The sequence below is a fragment of the Pseudomonas sp. FME51 genome (assembly GCF_014897305.1).
This window is the reverse complement of sequence record NZ_JABUYN010000002.1, coordinates 221,226-247,452: the sequence shown is the minus strand read 5'-3', so window position 1 is coordinate 247,452 and position 26,227 is coordinate 221,226. Positions and strand designations below refer to the sequence as shown.

Below are 26,227 nucleotides of genomic sequence, written 5' to 3'. Positions count from 1 at the left end.
CTCACTGTCTTGATAGGTGTATATGGAACGCAAGGATTTGGAATTCAGTTGGCGCTGACCAGAGACGGATTGCCGAGATTGGCCAGACGCAATGTTTCCATCAATTTTTCCGCTTCGTCATGACTCTCCACCGGACCGAGTCGCACTCGATGCAGCGTGTTTGAGTTCAGCTGTACCGGACTGACAAATACCGGCGCGCTGACCATGCTCTGCAACTGGCGGCGCAACTGTTCAGCTGCCTGAGTGGAGGAAAAAGCGCCGACCTGCAGATACAGCCCGCCATCTACGGCGGGCGCCGGACTGGCAACCGCCGCCCGCGGCGGTGTTTGCGGCTGTGCTTTCACCAGATAACCCGGATTGTTCTGCTGTTGCCAGACTACCGGGTCGATCCCTTCCACTTTGACCCGCGCCACGCCCTTCTCGGCAAAGCCCAGTTTGACGGCGCCGGCATAGGACAGATCAATGATGCGATCGGAGTGGAATGGCCCGCGATCGTTTACCCGCACAATGATGCTGCGCTGGTTGTCCAGATTGGTCACCCGCACATAGGTCGGCAACGGCAAGGTCTTGTGCGCTGCGGTCATGCCGTACAGGTCGTAGGATTCGCCGTTAGCCGTCAGCTGATCATGGAATTTGGTGCCATACCAGGACGCCAGTCCCGATTCCCGATAATGTCGACCATCCTTCATCGGGTTGTAGTTGCGTCCCAGCACTCGGTAGGGTGAATTCTTGTACGCCCCGGTGTGAGGAGTCGGTATCGCATCTGGGATCTGCGACACATCCTGAAAATAATCAGGTGCACCATCCTGTGCCGGGCGCGGCTTGCTCGCTGTGGTTTCCACCCCCTGCTTGACCGAAGACGAAGAGCAGGCGGTCAGCAATGCCAACAGCAGGCAGACTGCTGCAGTGCCCCAACTGTCGCGCAATGGCGTGTTCATTGATCCCTCGCTTCCCTTATCAAATCGGCCAACTGATGCACGACCATAGCGTACATGACGCTCCGATTGTAGCGGGTAATGACATGCAGGTTATGCAGGCCCAGCCAGTACTGTTTATGGTCGCCGGCGTCGAATTCGAAGGCCATCACCTCGGTAGCCTCATCCAGCTCCTCTTTCGGCGTCCACCCCAGTTTTTTAAGCTCGGCGACACTGATCTTGGCTTCCAGGCCGCGATCCAGGGTGAAGCCCTGGCTATAGGCATCACCCGACACCTCAGCGGCAACGGCCACGCCAGCGCCATGCTGCCATTTGTGTTCGGCGAAATAGTTGGCAGCACTGCCGATCGCATCGACGGGATTGTTCCAGATATCGGTCACGCCATCATCGTCAAAGTCGACGGCGAACGCCTGGTAGCTGCTCGGGATGAACTGCGGATAACCCATGGCACCGGCATAGGAGCCAGTCAACTCCAGCGGATCAACCTGCTGTTCACGGGTCAGCACCAGAAACGACTTGAGCTGGCCGCGGAAAAAATCGGCGCGCGGCGGATAGTCGAAGCCCAGCGTGGTCAGTGCATCGATAACTCGATGGCTGCCCTTGTTACCGCCGTAGAAGGTCTCCACGCCAATAATTGCCAGGATCACTTCCGGCTCGACTCCATAGACCTCTTCAGCCTTGGCCAGCGCTTCGGCATGCTTCTCCCAGAACGCCACGCCGTCCTTCACGCGCTTGTCGGTAATGAATATCTTGCGGTACTCATGCCACGGGCGCACCCGTTCGGCAGGCCGGGCTATGGCCTCGAGAATGGATTCCTTGCGCTCGGCCTGCGCCAACAGCCGACGTACATGCTCGGGGTTGAAGCCATACTCGCTACGCATTTCCTCAACGAAGGGATCCACTGCCGGATGGTCGGCGGTGTAAGGTCCGGCCGCCATCAGCACAGGGCTGAACCCAGCAACCAGCAGAGTACCCAGCGCATTGCTGCGCAACCAGCCTGAAACGCGATCAATCATGAGCAATCCCGATCTCCATAAGATATTTTCATCCCTGTGTCATCCACTTGCGGTGCGTGTGGATGGACATCAGGATGCCAAAGCCGGTCAGTAGCGTAATCAATGAGGTACCGCCATAGCTGATCAGCGGCAAGGGTACGCCGACCACCGGCAGCAGGCCACTGACCATGCCGATATTAACGAAAACATAGACAAAAAACGTCAGCGTGATACTGCCTGCGAGCAACTTGCTGAAAGTTTCCTGCGCATGATGGGTGATATACAGCCCACGAGCCACGATCAACAGATAAACGAACAGCAGCAGCACCACACCGACCAGCCCGAACTCCTCGGCCAGCACGGCAATAATGAAATCCGTGTGCCCTTCAGGCAGAAAGTCGAGATGTGACTGAGTACCTTGCAGCCACCCCTTGCCGAACACGCCGCCCGAGCCGATTGCCGCTTTGGACTGGATGATATTCCAGCCAGCGCCCAACGGATCACTTTCAGGGTTGAGAAAGGTCAGTACCCGCTGCTTCTGGTAGGAATGCATGACAAAGAACCACATGGCCGCGGCACCCGGGCCCAATAGAGCCAATGCCCCGAGTATGTAGCGCCAACGCAGCCCGGCCAGCAGCAACCCGAAAATACCTGAGGCCGCAATCAGCAGGGTTGTTCCCAGGTCCGGCTGTTTGAGGATCAGCACCACCGGAAGCAGAATGATCAGCAGGCAGATACACACATGCTTGAAACGCGGCGGCATCTCCCGGCGGCCCAGATACCAGGCCACACTCATCGGCATCACCAGTTTCATGATTTCCGATGGCTGGAAGGTGATCAGCCCGGGAATACTGATCCAGCGTTGAGCACCCTTGGCCTCGGTGCCGACCACCAATACCGCCACCAACAACAACACTGATAGCAGATAAGCCGGTGGCAACCAGCGCTCCATGAAGCGGGGCTGCAGTTGAGCGATAAATACCATCACCGCCAGTCCGATCGCATAATGCGCGCCCTGGCGATAGACCATGGCCATGCTCTTGCTGCTGGCAGAATAGAGCACAAAGCTGGCCACACCAGCCAATACCAGAATCAACAGCAACAGCCAGGGATCGAGATGCAACCGCATCCACCAGGGCTCGCGTCGCAACCCCTTGGGATTAGGCGGAGAGAGGCTGCCCAGCGGCTTCATTGTTCTGCCTCCACAACAACCTCTGCTTCAAGGTCGGATTCAAGCTCAGTTTCAGGCAGCAACCAGGCATCGAACAGCGCACGCGCCACGGGCGCAGCCACCCGGCCGCCGGATTCGCCATTTTCCACCATAACCGCCACTGCGATCTGCGGATCATCCACAGGGGCAAAGCCGACAAACAGCGCGTGGTCACGATGCCGCTCTTTCAGCGCCTCCGAGTCATAACGTGCGCCCTGAGCGATGGCGACCACCTGAGCCGTACCGGTCTTGCCAGCCATGCGATAGGGTGCTCCGGCGGCTGCCGCTCGGGAGGTTCCGCGCTCACCATGCATGACCTCTTCCATGGTCTTGATGATGAAATCCCAGTCATTGGGATTTTTCAGGATCACGTCCTCGGGCGTACCTTCTTCGTCAGGCGCAACGCCTTCAGCATGCATCAACATGCGCGGACGCTTCCAGACGCCGCGATTGGCAATCAGCGCCGTGGAGTGCGCCAATTGCAATGGAGTGGTCAGCATATAACCCTGTCCGATACCGGTGATCAGCGTTTCCCCCGGATACCAGGGCTGTCGGCGTGAGGCCCGCTTCCATTCACGGGAGGGCATCAGGCCCGCGGTCTCCTCGAACATATCCAGGGCAACCCGGCTGCCCAGACCGAATTGGCTCATGAACTCGTGCATGCGATCGATACCCAGCTTGTGCGCCAGATCATAAAAATAGGTGTCATTGGAGCGCGCCATAGCCAGGCTCATATCCACCCATCCATCTCCATAACGGTTCCAGTTACGGTATTTGTGACTGTTGTTGGGTAACTGATAGAAACCGGGATCGTAGACCCGTGCGGAGCGCGTGGTAACGCCGTAGTCCAGCCCTGCCAGCGCGACGATCTGCTTGATTGTCGAGCCGGGTGGGTACAGACCGCGCAGCACCCGATTGAACAGCGGCTGGTCCAGCGAATCGCGTAATGCGCCGTAGTCGGCATGGCTGATACCGGTGACAAACAGATTCGGGTCAAAGCCCGGCTGACTGACAAATGCCAGCATCCCACCCGTCTTCGGCTCTATCGCCACCACCGCCCCGCGCCGATTGCCCAGCGCCAGCTCCGCCACTCTCTGCAGCCGACTGTCCAGGTGCAGCGTCAAGTCCGTACCGGACACCGGCTCAGTACGGCTGAGCACCCGCAAGACCCGCCCTCGGGCGTTGGTTTCCACCTCTTCATAGCCGACGGTGCCGTGCAGCTGGTCTTCATAGAAACGCTCAACACCCGTTTTGCCGATATAGTGCGTACCGGCATAGGCCACCGGGTCAATACGCTGCATTTCATTTTCGTTGATGCGACCGACGTAACCCACCGAATGGGCGAAGTGCTCCATTTGCGGATAATGCCGCACAAAGCTGGCCTGTACATCAATGCCCGGAAGACGAAACTGATTCACCGCAATTCTGGCGATCTGCTCTTCATCCAGGCCAAACATCACCGGCACCGCCTCAAATGGCCGCCGTGCCTGCAGCAACCGCCGCCGTAGCTGCTCGATATCCTCATCATCCAACTGCAACAAGACGCGCAGCAGGTCTATGGTCACATCCAGATCAGGGGTTCGCTCGCGCGTGATACTCAGATTGAAGCTGGGCCTGTTCTCCGCCAGCACCATGCCATGGCGATCATAAATACGACCCCGCCCCGGCGGGATGGGCTGCACATGCACCCGGTTGTTTTCGGAGAGAGTGGAATGGTGCTCATACTGCACCACCTGCAGCCAATACATTCGCCCCAGCAGACCAAACGCCAACGACAAGATGAGCACCACCGCGAGAATGATTCTGCGCTGTACGATGCCTGCGTCGTTGAGATGGTCCTTGATGCGAATCGGCTTGGCCATGTATCACTTGTGGTAAGGGTGGCGGTTCAGAATGGTCCAGGCACGATACAGCTGTTCGGCAAGTAGGATACGTACCAGCGGATGGGGCAATGTCAGCGGCGACAGCGACCAGCGCTGATCGCTGCGCGCAGCTACCTCGCTGGCGAGGCCTTCAGGCCCGCCGACCATCAGGTTGACCGTGCGCGCATCCAGCCGCCAGTTTTCCAGCTGCTCGGCCAGCGCCTCGGTCGACCATGGCCGACCTTCGACCTCAAGCGTAACGATTCGTTCGCCGGGCTGCGTGGCCGCCAGCATCTGTTCGCCTTCTCGACGAATCATTCGGGCAACATCCGCATTCTTGCCGCGGGTGGCCAGCGGAATCTCCACCAGCTCCAGCGGCAGATCAGGCGGCATGCGCTTAGCATACTCCTGATACCCCTGCTCCACCCAGCGCGGCATGCGTGAGGCCACGCTGATCAGGCGAATTCGCAAGCGAACTACTCCGCAGCGGGTTGTTGCTGCTGCGCGCGACGCGATTCAGCGCTCTGCCAGAGTTTCTCCAGATCATAGAACTGGCGAGTGGCCGGCTGCATGATGTGCACCACGATGTCGCCCAGATCCACCAGCACCCACTCGCCGGATTCCTTACCTTCGATACCCATCGGACGCACACCTGCCGCCTTGGCCTTCTCGATGACGTTGTCTGCCAGCGCACTCACCTGGCGGTTGGAACTACCGCTGGCGATAAACATGTAATCGGTAACGCCGGTCAGCTCACGCACATCAATACGTACTACGTCCTTAGCCTTGAGCTCGTCCAACGCGCCTTCTACTGCCTTGATCAGATTTTCAATCTGCATAATGGTGTTCAATTCCTAAAATCAGGGCCGGTATAGCCCTTTGGTTTCAATATAGCCAAGCACCGAATCGGGCAACAGAAATCGCGGAGAGCGTCCTGCCTGAATCAGTGAACGGATATGCGTGGCCGATATGGCCAGTGGCGTCTGCGCCAGGCACAGAATTTCGCCATGGGTGGCCTGCATGGCCGAGGCGTCGCCAACACTGCGCGCCGCCAGCAGGTCCTTGAGTACTTCCGGCAGCTCCTGATCCTGCTCCGGGCGCTGTAATACCACCAGACTGGCCAGTTGCAGAATCTCTTCCCACCGATGCCAGCCGGGCAAGCCACTGAAAGCATCCCAGCCGACAATCAGAAACAGCGTAGCCTCGGCACCCAGCTCAGCACGCAGCGATTCCAGCGTGTCGACCGTATAGGATGGCCGGTCGCGCTGCAGCTCGCAGTCGTCCACCAGCAGGCTGGCATCCGCCGCCGTCGCCAAGCAGACCATTTCCAGCCGCTGTTGGGCGCTGGCACCGGGACTGTCCCGGTGTGGCGGCGTGGCATTGGGGATCAGCCGCAACTCATCCAGCGCCAGGTATTCACGTACCTCAACGGCGCTGCGCAAGTGTCCGAAGTGAATCGGATCGAATGTTCCTCCAAGCAGGCCGACACGCAGGGTCACTGGCGGATATGCCCATCACCGAAAACGACATATTTCTCACTGGTCAGGCCTTCCAGGCCGACCGGACCACGGGCGTGCAGCTTGTCGGTGGAGATACCGATTTCCGCACCGAGGCCGTATTCAAACCCATCGGCGAAGCGAGTCGAGGCATTGACCATCACCGAGCTGGAATCCACTTCGGCGAGAAAACGTCTGGCCCGGGTGAAATCCTCCGTGACAATCGACTCGGTATGCTGCGAGCTGTAGCGGTTGATGTGATCCATCGCCTCGTCCATGTCCGCCACCACGCGAATCGACAGAATCGGCGCGAGATACTCGGTGGACCAGTCATCTTCGTTCGCAACGATCGCCTGCGGCAGGATGGAACAGGTCTGCGGACAACCACGCAACTCTACCTGCTTGTCGGCGTACAGTGCTGCCATGCGCGGCAGAAACGCAGCAGCGACATCGCGGTGCACCAGCAATGTTTCCATCGCGTTGCACACACCGTAGCGATGGGTCTTGGCATTCAGCGCAATGGCCTCGGCCTTGTCCAGATCAGCGCGATCATCCACGTAGACGTGGCAGATGCCATCCAGATGCTTGATCACCGGCACACGCGCGTCACGGCTGATGCGTTCGATCAGTCCTTTGCCGCCCCGTGGCACTATCACATCCACATATTCCGGCATGCTGATCAGAGCTCCCACAGCGGCGCGGTCGGTGGTTTCCACCACCTGGACCACTTCCTGCGGCAGCCCGGCGGCGTCCAGACCCTGGCGAATGCACTGAGCAATGGCGCGATTGGAATGGATCGACTCGGAGCCACCGCGCAGGATACAGGCATTACCGGACTTCAGACACAGGCTGGCAGCTTCCACCGTCACGTTCGGCCGCGACTCGTAGATAATGCCGATCACACCCAGCGGCACACGCATGCGCCCGACCTGAATACCCGAAGGCAGGAATTTCATATCACGGATCGCACCGATCGGATCGGCCAGCGCAGCCACCTGACGCAGCCCTTCGATCATGCCCTGGATACCCGCAGGCGTCAGGGCCAGTCGATCCAGCATGGCATCATCCAGCCCATTATCGCGACCGGCCTGCAGATCCAGCTCATTGGCCTCGATCAGACCGGCAGCAGCCGCTTCAATCGCGTCGGCAGTGGCCAGCAGCGCCTTGTTCTTGACCGCCGTAGTGGCCCGCGCAATGACGCGCGACGCTTCGCGGGCCTGGCGCCCCAGCACGGACATGTATTCGGTTACCTGATCAGCGCTCATCTGTTCACCATCCTACTGCCAAACGAAAGTCAGCATTATACCGGTGCCTCCAGACGCTGGACAGGGCGAAACTGCTATCATCACTGACATGTCTGCGACCAATTCTTTCAATCGAGCCTCGAGCCCTCTGCCACGGGCCTTTTTCCAGCGTGACAGCCGCGAACTGGCAGTGCATCTGTTGGGCAAGGTCATTCGCCATTATCACCAGGGCCACTGGCTGTCGGCACGCATAATAGAAACCGAAGCCTATCTGCGTGAAGAAAAGGGCAGTCATGCCTCGCTGGGTCTGACCCCGTCACGCCGCGCCCTGTTCATGGACGCAGGGACACTCTACATGTACTACGCCCGCGGCGGCGACTCGCTGAACATCAGCGCCGCCGGCGAAGGCGACGGAGTGTTGATCAAATCCGGCTATCCAGTGGTTGACGATATCAGCGGCCCAGACAGTCTGGCGCTGATGCAGAAGCTCAACCCAGCCGCCAATGGCCAGATACGTCCGGCCGCCAAGCTGTGCAATGGCCAGACCCTGCTGTGCCGCTCGCTGCATCTGAAGGTGCCTGTGTGGAATGCACAGATACCGGACCCGGAATGCCTGATCATTGACGATGACGACTATCGGCCCCAGCAGATCATCCAGACCACCCGCCTGGGCATCCCTCTGGGCCGCGATGAACACCTGCCCTACCGTTTCGTCGACAGCGCCTATGCGCCCTACTGCACGCGCAACCCGCTGGGCCGAACACGCCAGGAAGGTCGCGATTATCAACTGTTTGATAACGTACCGAGCTGAATGGAAAGTCTGCTGAGCGGTGAACTGATCGCCTGGCTGGGCACCCATTCCCGCTGGCTGGGGCTGGCCATTTTTCTCATTGCTCTGACCGAGTCCCTGGCCGTCGCCGGATTGGTGATACCCGGTGTACTGCTGCTGTTCGCCGCCACCGCGCTGGCCGGGGGTGGCGACCTGAGCTTGTTCGGCGCACTGGCCTGGGCCTTTTCCGGGGCGGTGTGCGGTGACCTGCTAAGCTTTTTATGGGGGCGCTGGTTTCATCAGGACATCCGCCGACTGGGGATATTTGCCCGCCATCCACAGTGGATTGACCGTGGCGAACACTTTTTCCGCCGCTACGGCATCTACAGCATTATGCTCGGCCGCTTCATCGGCCCGATCCGCCCGATCATCCCGATGATCGCCGGTATGTTCGACATGCCCCTTTGGCGTTTTCTACTGGTCAACATTCTTTCCGCACTCGCCTGGGCGCCGGTGTATGTGCTGCCGGGCTACCTCGCTGGTAGCGCTGTGCGCTGGCCGGTGCCGGAGTTCTTCTGGCAGCAGGCAGCAATGCTGGGTGGCAGCCTGATCCTGCTCGGCCTGGTGCTGCTGTTATTGCTTCGCGCACAAGAGCGCTGGAGCAGCCTGGCTGCTGCCGGACTCTGCTTGCTGGCCATGGTCTTCCTGCCGCTGGCAACCCCTTGGCTATCGGTAGCCTATGGCACCCTCGGAGAATGGTTGGCCAGCGTCCACTACCCTCGCCTGTCAGCACTGCGTCTGTGGTTGCAGCCACTGACCGGCGAAGCTCTGCTATGGCTTCTCTACCTGCCGACACTGGGCCTGCTGGCCGTCCTACGCCATGGCTGGCAATTGTTGTTTCTACTCATCGGCGCCGCCCTTTGCCTGGCCTTGGGGCTATTACCCGGCACGCACTCCAGCCTGTTGGCGCTGGAACTGGCCTTGATTCTCAACGTCATCATGCTGGTCAATCGTCAGCAATCGTTCTGGCTGCGCCTGAGCTGGGGGCTGTATATCCTACCCGTGTGCGCGCTGCTGATCACCGCCTGGCTTGTGCTGCCGCTGCCCCTACCGGTGATACTGAGCAGCGTGTTCCAGTTCGCCTGCGCGACATTGCTTGCCATCTGGCTGGTGGAGCGCGGCGGGCCACTGCCAGCACTGTCACGCCCGTGGGCAGTATTGCTGCCCGCCTGGCCACTCGTTGCAGGGCTGTTACTGTTACTAGGCTTCTAATCCACACCTCAGTTACGGCATTCAGCAAACCTATGAAGCCGTCGACAGATTGACCCACCACCGCGCCCTTGCAACCATGGCCGCACCTCATCGCTGCCTGCCAGTGAACCAACAACAATATCGCCATGGAGAACGCCATGACCGCTGTAGCCGTATCCGAACTGACTTCCTTTGTCGGCAAAGACCTGGGCCATTCCGAATGGCTGCTGATCGACCAGCAGCGCGTCAACCAGTTCGCCGAATGCACCGGCGACCACCAATTCATCCATCTCGACGAAGAAAAGGCCAAACAGACGCCCTTCGGCGGCACCATCGCCCACGGTTTCCTGTCCCTGTCCTTGATCCCTTCCCTCTCCGCCGGCCTGGCCATGCGCCCGGAAGGCCTGAAGATGGCCGTCAACTACGGCCTGGACAGCGTGCGTTTCATCCAGCCGGTACGCGTCGGTTCACGGGTGCGCATGCAATTGACGGTGGTTGATGTAACCGAAAAGAACCCCGGTCAGTGGCTGGTAAAATCCCGTGCCACACTGGAGATCGAAGGGGTAGACAAGCCAGCTTATATTGCCGAGACACTGGCGCTGTATTTCGTCTGAGGCCAGCACAGCAGCCTCTGAGCAGGCGCTCGCCCCAGCAGGACACGATGTAGAGTCCGGGAGTGTCGAGTTCCACCTCGACACAATGCGCCGCCTCAAAAAACGCTGGCTGGGCTGGAACCCGGCCATCTAAAATCTGATGCAGCTCTGCTGTAACTCAGAAACTTAATCGTCGAATCTGATCGCCGCCCAAGGTCCTCGACACTCCCAGCAACCCCGAAGCCGACTCATCAATGGACGGTAAATACCTCTTCCAGCGTCCGGGCTTCCAGAATATTGTCTGCCCAGCGCTCCAGATCGGCAGCGCTTGCCTCTTGCAGGCGAATTTCGGCTTGCTCATCCAGCGGGCCGAAGCGGCGGGCCAGCAGGCGATACAGCAGGCCGCGTTCGCCTTGTTCAATACCTTGCTCCCGGCCCTGCTCCACCCCTTCATTCAACCAACGCTCTCGCAATCCACTCATCTTGCTTGTCTCCTGCGGGTAACGCTCTTGATATTCACGCATTTCATTATCATCCAAGGCTGTGTAGATGTCGATAAAGTCCAGGTACTTAACCTGCTTGTCCAAATCCGGCTCCAGCGTTTGTAATCCGCGTACTGCGGCAGCATAGATCTCCAGCTTGCGTTCCGTCGGCCAGCTCATATTGGGCAGATTGAGGCGCGCCACCAAGTTGCTGCTCTCCAACCAGAGATCCACATCCAGCCCTGCCAACTCGCAACTCAAGTAGTTGAATGTTAGATAGGCGTACTGATCGCCACCCAATACCAACCTTCTGGGAATCCGCTCGCTGGCCCGCAAAAAGATCACAACCGGCACTACCCGATCCGTGCCCAACAGCTCAGTGAGATCAAGACAGTAGTTAGCCAGTCGGCGAATGGAAAACCGGCTGGGATCGGTTTCTTCCTCCAGCACGAACAGCAATGCTTCCCGACGCCCATCCGGCCATTCCACCAGCAGCGGCACATCCAGTTCACGGAAGCGATCACCAAGACGGCTCTTGAGTTGTTCCTGACGAATCGGCGTTATCCGCAGACCCTGACCCATCCCGGACGACTCACCCGCAGCGAAAAACTCCAGCGCCTGCTGTGGATAGTCCAAAATCAGATTCTTGAAGTCCCGACCATGGCTGTAGGCCATTACAGCTCCCTGCTAACTGGATATGCTCCCAGTATTTTCAGGTGGATGCCAGAATGCAAATTCGATGTCGAAGAGTGTGAAGTGGTTGGCTGAATACTGGACTATGAGCTGTCAGGTAACCCGGAAATGCCAGCCGCCCTACTCCCCGAACGCCTCGCTATCCTCGCGTTTGACCACCTTATGCTGATCCTCGCTACTGCCACACTTCCAGTAGCTGGATATGTACAGATCCTGCCGTACCACTTGGCGCTCCTCCTTGAAATACCGGCGCAGCTCACGCATTTCGCTGAACTCACAGGCGGCCCAGACACTGGGACGGCCTGACAACCATTCAAGCTGACGCACACGATTGATGAGCACGCGGCTATCTTTGCCGGGGTGGGCGTTGACAACCCAGTGCAGGGCGAATGATGGCGGATGTGCGAGAGCCTGAATATCACCTTCCTCGGCGACCTCAATCACCGCATAGCCTCGCGCATCAGCTGGCAATTGCTCGATGCTGACGCTCATTGCCGGTAGTGCGGTCATATCACCCGCCAGCAGAAACCAGTCCGCACTATTATCGACCAGCTTCTTCGGGCCTGGCCCGCCGACGCGGATGTCATCGCCTGGGCGCGCACGCTTCGCCCAATTGGAGGCCGGCCCGCCATCGCCATGTATCACGAAATCCACATCAAACTCGTCGGCGCGCTGATAGCGTACGGTGTAGGTACGCATCAGATCTTTGGCGCCGTCCTCCCCCGGAAAAATCAGTTTGATATAGGCGCTTTCCTGATCCTCCGGGAAGGTGGCGATCTCGGCACCGCCCAGGGTGAGCCTGAGCATGTTCGGCGTAATATAGCGCGAAGCAATGACCTGCAGAGTGCGAGGTGCTGGACGAGACATGGTACCTCCTGATTAGTCGTTGAGATTGTCGGTTATCTGATTGGCCGTCCTGATGAAAGTATCAATCTGCTCCTCAGAAAGGCCACGAGTCATGCGTTCGGCAGTCGCTGATTCCAATTCCGCCACATGCAACATCAGCGCCTGGCCCTCGGCGCTGAGCTCAAGCAACTGGCTGCGACCATCTTCCGGATTACCGCGCTTGACGATCAACCCCGCGCCGAGCAACTCGTTGAGCACCCGGGTGATCTGCGCTTTGTCCCGCTGCATCCGCACCGCCAGCAACTGCGCCGTGCATTTGGGTATTAAGGCAACCCCCTTTATCGCACGCACATGAGTAACAGGGAGTTCGACACCCGACGCCTGAATAGCCCGCCGCATGTGCGACCTGTAAGCGTGGGTTAATTGCTGAAGCGGATCAGCGAGGAAACGGTGTTTCATAGCGCACCCATTTGGTTGACAAGGTCAACTTACAGAACATGGTTGACTATATCAACCATAAGCATGAATCCTCACGAGCTTGAGCAATCGCGCGGATCCGCGCATTCGAAGCCTACCCGTAAATATACCTGACTCCTTTATGGTCACCGACCCAGTTGTCTGCCGAGGTTAAACTTTAATCTGACCCGAATAATCGACGCTTGCTTTTAAGTACTACATTTCAGTACCATTCGATCATGAAGAAAAAAAATCACAAGACCCTTGAGCAGATTTTTTCCCGCCCTGCCAGCGGCAATATCCAATGGCGCGATATTGAAGCTCTGATGCTGGATCTGGGTGCTGAAATATCCGAGCGGGAGGGTTCAAGGATCGGTGTTCGTTTGTTCAATGAACGGAGAGTGTTTCATCGCCCGCACCCATCCCCAAATACAGACAAGGGAGCAGTGGCCTCCATACGTGAATGGTTTAGAGTCAACGGAGTAAAACCATGAAGAACACCATGATGATCAATGGCTACCGCGCCGTCATCCAATATGACCCTGAGATTGAACTGTTTCGCGGCGAGTTTACTGGACTGAATGGCGGCGCAGACTTCTACGCGGCAGATATTGAGGGTCTGAAGAAGGAGGGCGAAATTTCTCTGCAGGTTTTTCTGGATATGTGTGCAGAAGATGGCGTCGAACCACTCAAGCTCTTCTCCGGCAAGTTCAATATACGAGTGGCACCGGAGCTGCACGCCGAGATAGTCCAAGCCGCTGCTGCCGAGGGCAAAAGCTTGAATCAATGGGTAATACAGGCACTTGAGCGAGAGGCACATGTGTAAGCCCTCAAAAACGCTACCCTGCAACATGCCTCCGCCGTCGAACTGGAGCGCTGGGCTGACAACATCCTTGATGCCCGCACCCTAGAAGAAGTGTTTACCCGGCACTGAGCTATTTTTACAGCCTGGATTAAGCTTTCATCTTTCCCCCAATTACCCTGGAGAGTTTCTGAGCGTGAGAAATAAAAGAAGGTATACCACTCCCGATCGCCTGCCAGACGTTATTGCCCTCATACAGCTTCTAGCCCTTGCCCCTCATACCCGGAGAAGCGAACAAGGGATCACCGAACAGCTCAAAGGCAGACCACAAAGCTGACACCTGGTTAAGCGTTGGTGAACAGCATCGTGAATTCTTTCGTGTTGGCAATGAAGGGGTATCCACTCCGCAGGTTTCTCTTATAGCCCGGGTTGTCCAAGAGCCGTTACCCGGAGAAACAGGAGAATATAAGAGGGACAAACTATCCAATACAGAGCTGGAAAATCTTTTAAAACTCGCCGTCCAGCTCTATGACAAGGAAACCCAGAGAAGCGAATTTTGGCAGCGAGTGTGGCTGCCAGCCTTGATAGCAGCGACTTCAACTGGGGTGGCAATTATAAATATGATTGTGAGCTTCGCGTGATAGCTCATAGAGGGGTTAAACTTTAATCTGGCCGAAATCAGTCACTTTATTATTAAATCAACAAACCCCGGCGAACCGGGGTTTGTTGTTAGCGCCAGGAATAACCGGGCAGATTGGAATTAAACTTTCATCTAACCCAATTAGTCGACTATGAGTTAACGGCAGCTCGCGGAAAGGTATTTAAACTCGATACCTGTGGCAGAACCCGTCTCACACTTCCATGCTTTAATTGGAGTCAAACCTGTACTGACATACCCAGCAGCCGCCATAGCGGTAGCACCCGCTGCATCGCTATAAGGAACCAGCTGCGGCCGTCAATGTACCTGACCCCTTTATGGCCCGAGGTGATAAATCGAAGGCATAAAAAACCCCCATACGGGGGGCTTTTTTTATACGAGGAAGCAATTAAGGTTAAATTGCGTCGCAAGTAGCAGGACGAACACCATCAGGAAGGTCAGAAGTGCACACCCATTGACCAGTCGAAACGGTATAGGTAAAGATTACCTCTTGACCAGATACCCTGTCGTTAACCCCGGTAGTTGCAAACGTGGCAGTCAGCGCACAGGACTCAGTCCCTTCTACTGATGGAGTGATTGATGCCACATATTTACCAGACAGAGTATAGCCACTGTCTTCATGAAGAGCGCCTGCTGGTTTGCCGGGGGTGCCGGGGGTGCCAGCAACTGCATCTACCGCATCGTCATCACTGCAAGCATGCGCTAGGCCTGAAGTACCGGAAATATCAATAATTGGAGTTTTCAGGCCGCCGAGTAGGTTTACAGCTTCTGCGGCCTGGGCGCGGGCCGTATAGTCTTGATACGCAGGCAATGCGATAGCCGCCAAAATACCAATGATCGCAACCACGATCATCAGTTCAATAAGAGTAAAACCTTTCTGCATTTGAGCTTTCATTTCTCAACTCCATTTGTATGTGAGATAGCCATTGGGCTGAAAGGACCATTGCAGCTTCCATTCCAGGCTTTTATTTAAAAGGCCCGGCAGTGCTACGGGCCGCGGTGGGCGGTAGTTTGCGGGTCATGGGGGCTTGCGCTGCTGGCAATAGTGTTTACTATTCCAAATCCCGGAAGGCGTTAGGCGCCCACCTGGCACAGCTGGAACTGTGCCAGCCGCTCAGCTTGGCACAGCAGATGCCATGCCAAAGTTCACTCAAGGACATAATGTGAAAGCAATCAGCCTGGACTCCGCCATCATCGTTACCGAAATCAGCAAGCGTACGCTTTGGCGTCGATTGACCGATGGCCAGATCACCCGCCTGGAGAATGACGAGCGCGGCCGGGCGATGTTGGCTTTCGATGATCTGATACCGATGCTGTGCGTTTCAGTCGAGCCCGTGGATTACGATCTGTTTATTGATGCAGATGCGGGTGATGTCGAGGCGCAAAATGATCTGGCGCTATTGTTTCTTGGGGCAGACAAGCCCGAGATCGCTCTGTATTGGCTGCAGTCAGCTGTCACGGCTCAGCAGTCAGTAGTCAGTAGTCAGCGTGGATGCAATACATAACCTTGCCCAGCTTTATATCAAGGGAATTGGTGTGCCGAAGGATGAAAATACCGCTTTGATGTGGCTGGCCAAGGCGGCAGCGCATGGGCATGTGATTGCCAAGCAGCAGATGGCGGCGTTGATGCAGCGCGCGGTGAAAACGGAAAACTGAGGCTCGCGAGCGGGTGCACTCGCTGCGGCGGTAGTTAGAACTTAATACCGACGTTAACCATCGTCGCTGCGGCGCCTAGCAGCACCAGGTCAACACCGACCGGTCCACAACTGGCGCCAACAGAAGGAATGACCACCGGCGCGATGCCAAAGTGGTTTAACGGGATTTTATCGCGGTACTCACCCTTATACCCATGCATCAAACCCGCGGTGAGCTTGGCATTGAAGGGCGTACCCGAAAAATCGAAACGTTTCCCGCCATAGGCATAATAAGAGCGTCCGCCGAAGGAATGGCGGAAAGTCGCCGCACCCCATAGGTAGCTGTTCTCGCGGTGACGCTCAATGCCGATCAAATCCTGATGGTTATTATGATCCGGCTGGGGACTGAAGTGAGTGGTCCAGACACTGCCCTGCACATACCAATAGGGCTCAGCAGGAACGGGCGCGACTAACTCGCCGAGTAATTCTTTAGTCTCGTCCAGCAGATCCACTTTGCCTGCTGCTTCGGCGTTGCTGTGCAGGCAAATGAAGGCTCCGCCCAACAGCAGTGTCGTCGCCCGTCGAATGCCCGGATAACTACGCTGCCCCATTACTCGCCCCACCGTGGCAGCATGCTTTGCTCGATGCCCAGCTGGTTGAGAATCCGCGCCACGACAAAATCCACCAGGTCATAGATGGATTGAGGCTTGTGATAGAAGCCGGGGCTGGCGGGGAGGATTACGGCTCCCATCTGGCTGAGCTTGAGCATATTTTCCAGGTGGATGGTGGAATAGGGGCTTTCTCTCGGCACCAGGATGAGTTGCCGACGCTCCTTGAGTGCCACGTCAGCGGCGCGTTCGATCAGGTTGTTGCTGGCGCCGCTGGCGATGGCTGACAAAGTGCCGGTGCTGCACGGGCAGACGACCATGGCTGAGGGCGCGCCAGAGCCGGAGGCGACCGGGGCCATCCAATCCTGTTTACCGTAGACGCGAATCTGCCCTGGTCTGGCATTGTATTGTTCGGTAAGAAACTGCTCCAGCGCCTGGGGCTTGGGTGGCAACTGCATGTCGGTCTCGGTGGCCACGACCAGCTGGGCAGCCTGCGAGATGAGAAACAGCACCTGCACCTCGGCCTGGACCAGACACTCCAACAGGCGCAGCGCATATTGCGCGCCGGATGCACCGGTTACTGCCAGTGTCACTCTCCGCTCAGCCATGCTTGATCTCCAGCGCTTGCTTCATGCGTTGATGGATGCCGCCAAAGCCGCCGTTACTCATGATCACGATGCGTGTACCGGGCGCGGCGCGGGCCACCACCTGATCAATGATGGCATCGATATCGGTCATGACCTGTGCCGGAACCGGGCTTTGTTCGACCACGCCGTCCAGCGACCAGTCCAGGCCTGCCGGCTGATACCAGACAACCTCGCTGGCGTCTTTCACACTGGCCGGCAAAGCGGCCATGTGGCTGCCCAAACGCATGGTGTTGGAGCGTGGCTCGATCACGGCAACAAGCTGCTCGCCACCAATCTGTGCGCGCAATCCGGCGAGGGTGGTTGCTATGGCGGTGGGATGGTGGGCGAAGTCGTCGTACAAGGTGATGCCGTTGATCTCGGCCAGTTTCTCCATGCGCCGCTTGGGGCTGGCAAAGCCAGCGAGCGCGGCGATGCCTTGTTGTGGTGTAACGCCGACATGCCGCGCTGCCGCCAGGGCAGTCAGTGCATTGGCTACGCTGTGCGCGCCCGTCTGCTGCCATTCGGCAACGCCCTGCAATACGCCATCGAGCCAGACTTCAAAGCGCGAGCCGTCGGCTGCCAGCAATCTGGCCTGCCAGTTGCCGTCCTCTCCGGTCGTCTGGCAAGGCGTCCAGCAGCCCATGTCGACTACCCGTTGCAACGCCTGCTCCTGTTGCGGATAGATGATCAATCCACTGGAGGGAATGGTGCGCACCAGATGGTGAAACTGCCGTTCAATGGCGGGCAGGTCGGGGAATATGTCGGCGTGATCAAATTCGAGATTGTTCAGAATGGCAGTGCGCGGGCGGTAATGGACGAACTTCGAGCGCTTATCGAAGAAGGCACTGTCGTATTCGTCTGCCTCCACTACAAAGAATGGCGTGTCGCCCAGACGGGCGGAAATGCCAAAGTTCTGCGGAACTCCGCCAATCAGAAATCCGGGCGCCATGCCGGCATCTTCGAGAATCCAGGCCAGCAGGCTGGAGGTGGTGGTCTTGCCGTGGGTTCCGGCGACTGCCAGCACCCAGCGGTCCTGCAGCACATAGCGAGCCAGCCATTCGGGGCCGGAGGCGTAGGGAATACCCTTGTCCAGCACGTACTCCACTGCCGGGTTACCACGCGACAGGGCATTGCCGATGACCACCATGTCCGGTGCAGGGTCCAGATGCGCGGCGTCATATCCTTCCATCAACTGAATGCCCTGGGCTTCCAGCTGAGTACTCATGGGCGGATAGACGTTGGCGTCGGAGCCGCTGACCTGATGTCCGAGATCCCGCGCCAGCAGGGCCAGCGACCCCATGAACGTACCGCAAATACCGAGAATGTGCAGATGCATCGGCCAACCCTGTAGTCAATCTGTCAAGCGGCCGATACTAACATGGGCTGCCCCCTCCCCCCAGTCCTCGCATCTGGTATGCCGCTGGGAAGAAGGGCTGACACTACCCGACAGGCAATCATGCAAAATGGCGTCCATTCAGCTATCATGCGCGCCATTCTTTCGCCAACCATCGTTCTGCAGTCAGTGACAGACCTCGTGCAACCGTTTCGGTAGTCGGTTGTCGTATCTGGCATCAGCCCACACATCATGGAGTCAGCATGACCGTCAAAAATGCCTTTTATGCCCAATCAGGCGGAGTAACCGCAGTCATCAACGCCTCCGCTGCCGGGGTGATTGAAGCTGCGCGCCAGCATCCGGACCGCATCGGTAAAGTCTATGCTGGTCGCAATGGCATTATTGGCGCCCTGACCGAGGACCTGATCGATACCAGCCTCGAGTCAGCGGAAAATATCGCTGCCCTGCGCCACACCCCTTCCGGTGCTTTCGGCTCTTGCCGTTACAAGCTGAAAAGTCTGGAAGCCAACCGCGCTGAATACGAGCGTCTGATCGACGTATTCAAGGCCCATGATATTGGTTACTTCTTCTATAACGGCGGCGGCGATTCTGCAGACACCTGCCTGAAGATTTCCCAGCTGGCGGAAACCATGGGCTACCCGATTCAGGCCATTCATGTGCCGAAGACAGTCGACAACGATCTGCCGATCACCGACTGCAGCCCCGGTTTTGGTTCGGTCGCCAAGTATGTTGCCACCTCCATCCGCGAGGCGGGCTATGACGTGGCCTCCATGTGCGCCACCTCGACCAAGGTGTTCATCCTCGAAGTCATGGGCCGTCACGCCGGCTGGATCACCGCCGCTTGCGGCCTGGCCAGCGAAGCCGAAGGCGAGGCGCCGCACATCCTGCTGTTCCCCGAAATCGAGTTCGACGAAGCCACCTTCCTGGCCCGTGTCGATGAATGTGTAAAGACCCACGGCTATTGCGTGATTGGCGTTTCCGAAGGCATCAAGAACGGCGAAGGCAAGTTCCTTTCCGAAACAGGCCTGACAGACGCCTTCGGCCATGCGCAACTGGGCGGCGTTGCGCCAACCATTGCCAACCTGGTGCGCGACAAGCTCGGCTACAAATATCACTGGGCGGTCGCCGATTACCTGCAGCGTGCCGCTCGTCACATCGCTTCCAAAGTCGACGTGGATCAGGCCTATGCCCTGGGTCAGGCAGCCGTGCGTATCGCCCTGGAAGGCAAGAATGCCATCATGCCGGCGATTCGCCGCCTCGAAGACGCGCCCTACCGCTGGGACATCATCGAAGCGCCACTGAGCGAAGTGGCCAACGTCGAGAAGTTCATGCCGCGCGAGTTCATTACCGAGGACGGCTTCCATATCACCGACGCTTGCCGTGAGTACCTGTCGCCGCTGATTCAGGGCGAAGACACTCCGCCGTTCAAGAATGGCCTGCCGGATTATGTGCGCCTGCAGAACCTGCCGGTTGAGCGCAAGCTGCCCCCGTTCGACGTTTGAAACTGATCACTGTGCCCGCCAATCCACAGGACGGCGGGCACAGTGATGTGCTGGATTAAGGTTTAACTTGGTAAACCCTGCCCAAGCGCCTATAATCTCCGCCCATATTTTTCATGGCGTCAGCTACACAGACGTTCATCCCATTTCACCGTGTCCCGCATCAGGTAACCCATGAGCTACGACCAGATCCCAGCAGGCAAAGACGTCCCCAACGACATCTATGTCGCCATCGAAATCCCGGCCAACCATGCGCCCATCAAGTACGAGATCGACAAGGATAGCAACGCACTGTTCGTCGACCGCTTCATGGCGACACCGATGTTCTACCCGGCCAACTATGGTTTCATTCCGAATACCCTGGCCGACGATGGCGATCCGCTGGACGTGCTGGTAGTCACCCCTCACCCGGTTGCTCCTGGTGCAGTCATCCGCTGCCGTCCGGTCGGCGTGCTGCACATGACCGACGATGGTGGTGGCGATGCCAAACTGATTGCTGTCCCGCACGACAAACTCTCCGTGCTGTACAAGGACATCAAGGAACACACCGACCTGCCCGAGCTGCTGATCCAGCAGATCCAGCATTTCTTTGAAAACTACAAAGATCTGGAAGCCGGCAAGTGGGTCAAGATCGACCGCTGGGGCAATGCTGACGAAGCCCGTGCGGAAATTGTAAAGGCAGTAAACGCTTACCAAAAATAAGCGTTTTGCCGAATAGGAGCCCGGCCACAAGCCGGGCTTTTTTATGCCTGCTCATCCGAAAGTTTAAGGTTACAACGGCGATTTTTTCTGGCAGGGTAGTTGCCATGATTACACCGGCTTGCTGCATGGCGGACTGGTGAAGATCGAAGTGATATCGGGAGAGACTGCCGGCGTGATCGCCGCAGCGCCGAAGGAGCAACCGCCCCGGAAACTCTCAGGCAAAAAGGACCGCTATCACCGGTGAACTCTGAAGAGTCGTCCGCAATCGTCAGCGGGCGCACCGAAGGAGCAAGCGGAAGCGCGTGAGCGCCCCGTGAAACTCTCAGGTCCAGGACAGAGGGGGCGCTCGCTGCGCATTGGTGCGCGCGGGCTCGAACCCTGACGTATCTGGAGCGACAACAATGAAAAAAATCGCTGTCATTGGTGGCGGAATCACCGGCGTCACTACTGCCTATGCCCTGGCCAAGCGCGGCTTCTCGGTCACACTGTTCGAGAAACACCGCTACGCCGCAATGGAAACCTCCTTTGCCAACGGCGGCCAGCTATCCGCCTCGAACGCCGAGGTCTGGAATCACTGGTCAACTATCGTCAAGGGCCTGAAGTGGATGCTCAAGAGTGATGCACCACTGCTGGTCAACCCAAAACCCAGCTGGCACAAGCTCTCCTGGTTCGCCGAGTTCATCGGCTCGATTCCCCACTATCGCCAGAACACCATTGAAACAGCCCGTCTGGCGGTCGCCGCGCGTGAGCATCTTTTTTCCTGGGCCGAGGCAGAGGGCATCGACTTCGACCTGAAGAAGCAAGGCATCCTGCACATCTACCGCGACAAGGCCGGCTTCGAGCACGCCGGGCAGGTTTCCCGGTTGCTGGCCGAAGGCGGTCTACCCCGCCGAGCCGTGACCCTGGAGGAAATGCGCGCCATTGAGCCGACCTTGGCCGGCCAGTACTACGGCGGCTATTTCACCGAATGTGACTCCACCGGGGATATCCACAAATTCACCCACGGCCTGGCGGCTGCCATCGATCGCCTGGGTGTGCGCTGTCTTTATAATCAGGATGTGAAAGCGGTAGCGACCGATGGCCAGCGGGCCAGCGTGACCGTTGGTAGTACCACGGGCGACGAGGTGCAGCACTTCGACGGCATAGTCATCTGCGCCGGTACCGCGAGCCGCGACCTGGCTGCACAACTGGGCGATCGGGTAAATATCTATCCGGTCAAGGGCTACTCCATCACCGTCAACCTGACCGACGAGATCAGTCGCGCTTCGGCACCGAACGTCAGTCTGCTGGACGACGAGACCAAACTGGTGAGCAGCCGTCTGGGCAATGATCGCTTCCGAGTGGCCGGCACCGCCGAATTCAATGGTTATAACCGTGACATTCGCGCTGACCGCATTCGTCCACTGGTGGACTGGGTGAACCAGTGCTTCCCGGGCGTCAACACCCGGAGCGTGGTGCCATGGGCCGGTTTACGCCCAATGATGCCAAACATGATGCCCAAGGTCGGACGCGGCAAATCACCATGCGTGTTCTACAACACCGGTCACGGTCACCTGGGCTGGACCCTGAGCGCCGTCACAGCGGACATGGTCGGTGGTGTTGTTGAGCAGACGCTGGGGAGCAATATAGCTGCTGAAGTCGCACAGCCGGCTTGAGTATGAGAAAAGCCGACCCACAAGGTCGGCTTTTTATTATGTCCAGAATACAGCAAGCCTGCGCCGCTTCAGATAGACGCCCCCCTGGGCGCAAACATGATGATCGCCATTCCCAGAATGGCCACAGCTGACCCAACCAGGTCCCAGATTGTCGGCTTGATGCCGTCCACCAACCAGAGCCAGATAATGGCCGTGCCGATATAGACACCTCCATAGGCCGCATAGACCCGGCCAGCAGCCGTTGGGTGAAGCGAGAGGAGCCATGCGAATAGCGCCAGCGATGCCGCTGCAGGGATCAACAGCAGCACACTCTTGCCTTGTTTTAACCAGAGGTATGGCAGATAGCAGCCCACAATTTCAGCCACAGCGGTGAGCGCGAATAGAGCGAATGTCTTGGTCATGCTGAGCTATCCACATTGAAGTCGGTCGCTTTCATTGCCTGATAGCGCTGCTCCAACTCACGGCGAATCTGCCTGCGCTGCCCGGCCTGGAAGAACCTGCGCTTCTGCTCGGAGGTAACCTGCTCCAGCGGCGGGACAGAGGTAGGCTTGCCGTTATCATCCACCGCGACCATGGTAAAAAAGCAGCTATTGGTGTGGCGAACCGTCTTGGCGCGAATGTCTTCAGTGATGACCTTGATACCGATCTCCATCGAAGTCGTCCCCGTGTAATTGACCGAAGCCAGGAAGGTCACCAGCTCACCCACCTGAATAGGCTGGCGGAAGTTAACCTGGTCCACGGACATGGTCACTACATAATGCCCCGCGTAGCGGCTGGCACAGGCGTAGGCGACTTCATCCAGGTACTTGAGCAAAGCACCACCATGCACGTTGCCGGAAAAATTTGCTTTGTCCGGTGTCATAAGGACGGTCATGGTCAGTTCTGCGCTGTGGGCCAGCATGGCATTCGCTCTGCAGTTTTGGGGCCGCCACTTTAATGCTTTCTGCAGCAGCCTGCCATAATCAGCAGCAAAGCTACCACTGTCGCCTCAGATCAGCGAAGATAACGCCCCACCCTGTCTCATTCGTCACAGTCGGCCCCGCCGCTGTTTACGTGACAGCTCATTCATTAAAAAAATGCCCGCCGCCCATGCCCGAAAATATTGTCTCCAGCCAAGAAGCTCCAGCCAACTCCCGCTCTCGCGTCATGCTCGCCAGTCTCGTCGGTACCACCATCGAGTTCTATGACTTCTACGTTTACGCGACGGCTGCGGTACTGGTCTTTCCCCATCTGTTCTTTCCACCTGGCAACGAAACCACAGCGCTGCTGGCCTCCTTCGCCATTTTTGGTGCAGCAATGATCGCCCGCCCGCTCGGGGCTGTGTTTTTCGGACATCTGGGTGACAAGGTCGGGCGCAAGAAAACCCTGATTTACGCCCTGTTCACCATGGGTATCGCCACCTTTCTGATCGGCTTGCTGCCGACCTACCATTCGATTGGCTGGTGGGCTCCCTTGTTGCTGGTGATCATGCGTCTGGCACAAGGTTTTGCCATTGGTGGAGAGTGGTCAGGCGCCGCGCTGGTCGCCACAGAGAACGCTCCAGCAGGCAAACGGGCTCTGTTCGGCACCTTCCCGCAGCTGGGTGCGCCGCTGGGATTCATCATAGCCAACGGGTTATTTCTGATCGTCGCCGCCGCCTTGCCGTCGGATGATCCATCGCGGCCGTCCGAGGCATTTCTCGATTGGGGCTGGCGCATTCCCTTCCTGTTCTCTGCGGTGATGGTGATCATCGGTCTGTGGATTCGTCTGAACCTGGTGGAAAGCACAACCTTCTCGAAAACCGTCTCCGCCGGCAAAGTGGTCAAGCTGCCGTTGGGTGAAGTGATGCGCAAGAACTGGCGTGAACTGATTCTCGGCACCTTCTATATGCTCGCGACTTACGTGCTGTTCTATCTGATGACCACCTTCTCATTGAGCTATGGCCGCGCTCCGGTCGCACCGGCAGCAGGCCAGCTGTCCGGGTTGGGTTACAGTTATAACAATTTCGTGTTGATGCTGATTGTCGGCGTAGTGTTCTTCGGCATATTCACACTGCTGTCCGGCCTCATGGCCGACCGACTGGGGCGACGCAAGACGCTGATCCTGGTTACGCTGGGCATCATTGTATTCAGTCTGTTGTGGGTGCCGCTGCTCAGTATGGGCTTTGTCGGTGTAATGGCCTGGCTGATCCTCGGTTTCAGCCTGATGGGCATGACTTTCGGGCCGATGGGCGCTCTGCTCCCAGAGCTGTTTCCCACCAACGTGCGTTATACCGGGTCGGGTATTTCCTACAACGTATCGTCCATCCTCGGCGCTGCCGTTGCGCCCTTCATCGCCGTCTGGCTGTGGAGTGTGGGCGATGGCAGTCCTTTCCTGGTCGGGGTGTATCTTGCCAGCATGGCATTCATCACGCTGATTGCGCTGGTGGTGGGCAAAGAGACCAAGAACGTCGATATCAATAACTGACGCGGCAGGATCAGATCGGGGCTTGCAGTATCATCGCAAGCCCCGATCATCCCTATTGAGCCGAATAGCGAGGCTAATCAGCACACCGCCCAGCGGACCCAATTTGCGCTTTATCCGCCAGGCTTTTAAAATAGCTGTCACCCGGCAACCAGTGCTCCTCACTGGTAAGCATCCGGCTCCTCTCCTACTCTGGTTTCACTCTTCATGACAACGTCGGATACCGCCCCTCAGGGCAACTGGCTCAGTGTGGTTGCGCTGGCCCTGGCCGCTTTCATTTTCAATACCACGGAATTCGCGCCCGTGGCGCTGCTCAGCGACATCGGCGCCAGCTTCGACATGCTGCCGGAACAAGTCGGCCTGATGCTGACGGTATACGCCTGGCTGGTGGCTCTGGCGTCACTGCCGCTGATGCTGCTGACGCGCAATATAGAGCGTCGCCGGCTGCTGGTCGGCGTATTCCTGCTGTTTATCGTCTGCCATCTCCTGTCCTATGTGGCTTGGAGCTATGACGTGCTGGTGCTCAGTCGTGCAGGCATCGCTCTGGCCCACGCGGTGTTCTGGTCGATCACCGCCTCCCTCGCGGTGCGCGTAGCACCGCCGGGCAGAGAAGCACAAGCTCTCGGCCTGCTGGCTACCGGCACAACGCTGGCCATGGTGCTGGGTATTCCCCTGGGCCGGCTGGTAGGCCAGTTGGTGGGCTGGCGTGTCACCTTCCTGGGTGTTGCTGTGGTCGCATTACTGACCATGGTATGCCTGATGCGCATGCTGCCCCTGTTGCCCAGCCAGAACGCCGGATCACTCAGGAGCCTGCCGATGTTACTCAAACGCCCTGCACTGATGGCTGTCTATGTGCTGGTCGTCTTGGGTGTCACGGCGCACTTTACCGCCTATAGCTATATCGAACCTTTCGCCCGCGAAATAGGCGGTCTGATCGGCAACCAGATCACCGGACTGCTGCTGTTGTTCGGCGGTGCAGGGCTGTTCGGCGCCCTGCTGTTCAGCCGTTACAGCCCCTTCTATCCGCGCAGCGTGCTGGTGGGCACCTTGCTCGCATTGGCTCTGTGCATGCTGCTGCTTCTGTACTCGGCCGATACGTTCTGGGGGCTGGGCATGGTCTGTTTTGTCTGGGGTATCGCCATCCTCTGTTTCACTCTTGCGCTGCAATCGCGGGTGTTGAAGATGGCTTCCGACGCCACCGATGTGGCGATGGCGCTGTTCTCGGGCCTCTACAACGTTGGTATCGGTGCCGGTGCCCTGTTGGGCAGCCAGATCACCATTCAAATGGGGCTGGCCAATATCGGACTGGTAGGTGGGGCATTAGCGTTGGGCGCCCTTCTGCTATGCCTCACTGCCATGTGGCGTCTGGCTCCGCAGATGCCGGTGACGCCAAGAGCCGCCACCTGAACAGGCAT

At 58.0% G+C, this 26,227-nt stretch carries 29 protein-coding genes and 1 riboswitch; of the genes, 12 read left to right on the top strand and 17 right to left on the bottom strand.

The genetic code is table 11. The features are described 5' to 3' along the window. Window positions 1–44: 44 nt before the first annotated feature. Genes INT39_RS05570 through INT39_RS05535 form a run of 8 tightly spaced genes read right to left on the bottom strand, consistent with a single transcriptional unit; the run spans window position 45 to window position 7,763 of the window. On the bottom strand, window positions 45–938 hold the full coding sequence (locus INT39_RS05570; protein WP_193072668.1) for a septal ring lytic transglycosylase RlpA family protein: 894 nt from the start codon (window positions 936–938) through the stop codon (window positions 45–47). Next, the gene (gene mltB / locus INT39_RS05565; protein WP_413468901.1) at window positions 935–1,951 is read right to left on the bottom strand and encodes a lytic murein transglycosylase B; all 1,017 of its coding nucleotides are present in this window, start codon (window positions 1,949–1,951) and stop codon (window positions 935–937) included. The genes INT39_RS05570 and mltB overlap by 4 nt, the downstream gene beginning before the upstream one ends. Before the next feature lie 28 nt (window positions 1,952–1,979). Next, window positions 1,980–3,059 carry a rod shape-determining protein RodA gene (gene rodA / locus INT39_RS05560; protein ID WP_226944590.1) on the bottom strand — a complete coding sequence of 360 codons (1,080 nt, stop codon included), beginning with the start codon at window positions 3,057–3,059 and terminating at the stop codon, window positions 1,980–1,982. Window positions 3,060–3,118: 59 nt separating this feature from the next. Next, complete coding sequence (gene mrdA / locus INT39_RS05555) at window positions 3,119–5,002, bottom strand: penicillin-binding protein 2 (RefSeq protein WP_193072664.1); 1,884 nt, start codon at window positions 5,000–5,002, stop codon at window positions 3,119–3,121. Between the two features lie 3 nt (window positions 5,003–5,005). Then, on the bottom strand, window positions 5,006–5,473 hold the full coding sequence (rlmH, locus tag INT39_RS05550; RefSeq protein WP_193072663.1) for a 23S rRNA (pseudouridine(1915)-N(3))-methyltransferase RlmH: 468 nt from the start codon (window positions 5,471–5,473) through the stop codon (window positions 5,006–5,008). A gap of 5 nt (window positions 5,474–5,478) precedes the next feature. Next, window positions 5,479–5,841 carry a ribosome silencing factor gene (gene rsfS / locus INT39_RS05545; protein WP_193072661.1) on the bottom strand — a complete coding sequence of 121 codons (363 nt, stop codon included), beginning with the start codon at window positions 5,839–5,841 and terminating at the stop codon, window positions 5,479–5,481. Window positions 5,842–5,862: 21 nt separating this feature from the next. Then, window positions 5,863–6,501, bottom strand: a complete 639-nt coding sequence (nadD, locus tag INT39_RS05540) for a nicotinate-nucleotide adenylyltransferase (RefSeq protein WP_193072652.1) — start codon at window positions 6,499–6,501, stop codon at window positions 5,863–5,865. Beyond that, window positions 6,498–7,763: a glutamate-5-semialdehyde dehydrogenase gene (locus INT39_RS05535; RefSeq protein ID WP_226944567.1), complete on the bottom strand. Its 1,266-nt coding sequence runs from the start codon at window positions 7,761–7,763 to the stop codon at window positions 6,498–6,500. Before INT39_RS05535 ends, nadD begins: the two co-directional genes overlap by 4 nt. An 88-nt stretch (window positions 7,764–7,851) precedes the next feature. Between INT39_RS05535 and INT39_RS05530 the strand changes: the two genes are divergently transcribed. The 3 genes from INT39_RS05530 (at window position 7,852) to INT39_RS05520 (ending at window position 10,376) form a co-directional block, all read left to right on the top strand. Continuing rightward, a complete protein-coding gene (locus INT39_RS05530; RefSeq protein ID WP_193072650.1) occupies window positions 7,852–8,553 on the top strand; it encodes a DNA-3-methyladenine glycosylase in 702 nt (233 codons plus the stop codon). Then, window positions 8,554–9,783 (top strand): DedA family protein, encoded by a 1,230-nt coding sequence (locus INT39_RS05525; RefSeq protein WP_193072648.1) that lies wholly within the window; start codon window positions 8,554–8,556, stop codon window positions 9,781–9,783. A gap of 137 nt (window positions 9,784–9,920) precedes the next feature. Continuing rightward, on the top strand, window positions 9,921–10,376 hold the full coding sequence (locus INT39_RS05520) for a MaoC family dehydratase (protein WP_193072647.1): 456 nt from the start codon (window positions 9,921–9,923) through the stop codon (window positions 10,374–10,376). 230 nt (window positions 10,377–10,606) lie between these two features. Here INT39_RS05520 and INT39_RS05515 read toward each other — a convergent pair whose 3' ends face one another. The 3 genes from INT39_RS05515 to INT39_RS05505 all read right to left on the bottom strand — a co-directional run bounded on the left by INT39_RS05515 (window position 10,607) and on the right by INT39_RS05505 (window position 12,835). Further along, window positions 10,607–11,512: a DUF4351 domain-containing protein gene (locus INT39_RS05515; RefSeq protein ID WP_193072646.1), complete on the bottom strand. Its 906-nt coding sequence runs from the start codon at window positions 11,510–11,512 to the stop codon at window positions 10,607–10,609. Between the two features lie 138 nt (window positions 11,513–11,650). Then, on the bottom strand, window positions 11,651–12,397 hold the full coding sequence (locus INT39_RS05510) for a siderophore-interacting protein (RefSeq protein ID WP_193072645.1): 747 nt from the start codon (window positions 12,395–12,397) through the stop codon (window positions 11,651–11,653). A 12-nt stretch (window positions 12,398–12,409) separates the two neighbouring features. Then, entirely contained in the window at window positions 12,410–12,835 is a 426-nt protein-coding gene (locus INT39_RS05505) for a MarR family winged helix-turn-helix transcriptional regulator (RefSeq protein ID WP_193072643.1), read from the bottom strand. 236 nt (window positions 12,836–13,071) lie between these two features. On the opposite strand from INT39_RS05505, the gene INT39_RS05500 reads away from it, so the two are divergent. Together INT39_RS05500 and INT39_RS05495 are read left to right on the top strand one after the other, a co-directional pair. Beyond that, a complete protein-coding gene (locus tag INT39_RS05500) occupies window positions 13,072–13,326 on the top strand; it encodes a type II toxin-antitoxin system HicA family toxin (protein ID WP_193072641.1) in 255 nt (84 codons plus the stop codon). Beyond that, window positions 13,323–13,658 (top strand): type II toxin-antitoxin system HicB family antitoxin, encoded by a 336-nt coding sequence (locus INT39_RS05495; RefSeq protein WP_193072640.1) that lies wholly within the window; start codon window positions 13,323–13,325, stop codon window positions 13,656–13,658. The genes INT39_RS05500 and INT39_RS05495 overlap by 4 nt, the downstream gene beginning before the upstream one ends. Window positions 13,659–14,686: 1,028 nt before the next feature. Here INT39_RS05495 and INT39_RS05490 read toward each other — a convergent pair. Further along, a complete protein-coding gene (locus INT39_RS05490) occupies window positions 14,687–15,187 on the bottom strand; it encodes a pilin (protein ID WP_193072636.1) in 501 nt (166 codons plus the stop codon). A gap of 268 nt (window positions 15,188–15,455) precedes the next feature. Between INT39_RS05490 and INT39_RS05485 the strand changes: the two genes are divergently transcribed. Together INT39_RS05485 and INT39_RS05480 are read left to right on the top strand one after the other, a co-directional pair. After that, the gene (locus tag INT39_RS05485) at window positions 15,456–15,797 is read left to right on the top strand and encodes a hypothetical protein (protein WP_193072632.1); all 342 of its coding nucleotides are present in this window, start codon (window positions 15,456–15,458) and stop codon (window positions 15,795–15,797) included. A 31-nt stretch (window positions 15,798–15,828) separates the two neighbouring features. After that, window positions 15,829–15,948, top strand: a complete 120-nt coding sequence (locus INT39_RS05480; protein WP_319021325.1) for a hypothetical protein — start codon at window positions 15,829–15,831, stop codon at window positions 15,946–15,948. Between the two features lie 34 nt (window positions 15,949–15,982). On the opposite strand, the gene INT39_RS05475 is transcribed toward INT39_RS05480, so the two are convergent. From INT39_RS05475 to mpl, 3 genes are read right to left on the bottom strand one after another with little or no spacing between them, the layout of a single operon-like run. Further along, entirely contained in the window at window positions 15,983–16,537 is a 555-nt protein-coding gene (locus tag INT39_RS05475) for a sn-glycerol-3-phosphate transporter (RefSeq protein ID WP_193072626.1), read from the bottom strand. Continuing rightward, entirely contained in the window at window positions 16,537–17,142 is a 606-nt protein-coding gene (locus INT39_RS05470) for a flavin prenyltransferase UbiX (RefSeq protein ID WP_193072623.1), read from the bottom strand. Before INT39_RS05470 ends, INT39_RS05475 begins: the two co-directional genes overlap by 1 nt. Next, window positions 17,135–18,496 carry a UDP-N-acetylmuramate:L-alanyl-gamma-D-glutamyl-meso-diaminopimelate ligase gene (mpl, locus tag INT39_RS05465; RefSeq protein WP_193072618.1) on the bottom strand — a complete coding sequence of 454 codons (1,362 nt, stop codon included), beginning with the start codon at window positions 18,494–18,496 and terminating at the stop codon, window positions 17,135–17,137. The genes INT39_RS05470 and mpl overlap by 8 nt, the downstream gene beginning before the upstream one ends. Before the next feature lie 260 nt (window positions 18,497–18,756). Between mpl and INT39_RS05460 the strand changes: the two genes are divergently transcribed. From INT39_RS05460 to INT39_RS05450, 3 genes are all read left to right on the top strand, one after another. Beyond that, entirely contained in the window at window positions 18,757–20,016 is a 1,260-nt protein-coding gene (locus INT39_RS05460) for a 6-phosphofructokinase (protein WP_193072616.1), read from the top strand. Between the two features lie 171 nt (window positions 20,017–20,187). Next, window positions 20,188–20,715, top strand: coding sequence for an inorganic diphosphatase (gene ppa / locus INT39_RS05455; protein WP_193072614.1), 528 nt, complete (start codon window positions 20,188–20,190; stop codon window positions 20,713–20,715). Window positions 20,716–20,860: 145 nt separating this feature from the next. Beyond that, a riboswitch (glycine riboswitch) is annotated at window positions 20,861–20,956 on the top strand. A gap of 160 nt (window positions 20,957–21,116) precedes the next feature. After that, on the top strand, window positions 21,117–22,370 hold the full coding sequence (locus INT39_RS05450; RefSeq protein WP_193072610.1) for a D-amino acid dehydrogenase: 1,254 nt from the start codon (window positions 21,117–21,119) through the stop codon (window positions 22,368–22,370). Window positions 22,371–22,438: 68 nt separating this feature from the next. On the opposite strand, the gene INT39_RS05445 is transcribed toward INT39_RS05450, so the two are convergent. Both INT39_RS05445 and INT39_RS05440 read right to left on the bottom strand, forming a co-directional pair. Further along, the gene (locus INT39_RS05445) at window positions 22,439–22,771 is read right to left on the bottom strand and encodes a YnfA family protein (RefSeq protein WP_193072606.1); all 333 of its coding nucleotides are present in this window, start codon (window positions 22,769–22,771) and stop codon (window positions 22,439–22,441) included. Beyond that, window positions 22,768–23,271: an acyl-CoA thioesterase gene (locus INT39_RS05440; protein WP_193072602.1), complete on the bottom strand. Its 504-nt coding sequence runs from the start codon at window positions 23,269–23,271 to the stop codon at window positions 22,768–22,770. Before INT39_RS05440 ends, INT39_RS05445 begins: the two co-directional genes overlap by 4 nt. Before the next feature lie 188 nt (window positions 23,272–23,459). Here INT39_RS05440 and INT39_RS05435 point away from each other — a divergent pair, with 188 nt between their 5' ends. Next, window positions 23,460–24,815, top strand: coding sequence for an MFS transporter (locus INT39_RS05435; RefSeq protein ID WP_193072600.1), 1,356 nt, complete (start codon window positions 23,460–23,462; stop codon window positions 24,813–24,815). A gap of 204 nt (window positions 24,816–25,019) precedes the next feature. Continuing rightward, on the top strand, window positions 25,020–26,219 hold the full coding sequence (locus INT39_RS05430) for a sugar transporter (RefSeq protein ID WP_193072597.1): 1,200 nt from the start codon (window positions 25,020–25,022) through the stop codon (window positions 26,217–26,219). Window positions 26,220–26,227 lie beyond the last annotated feature (8 nt).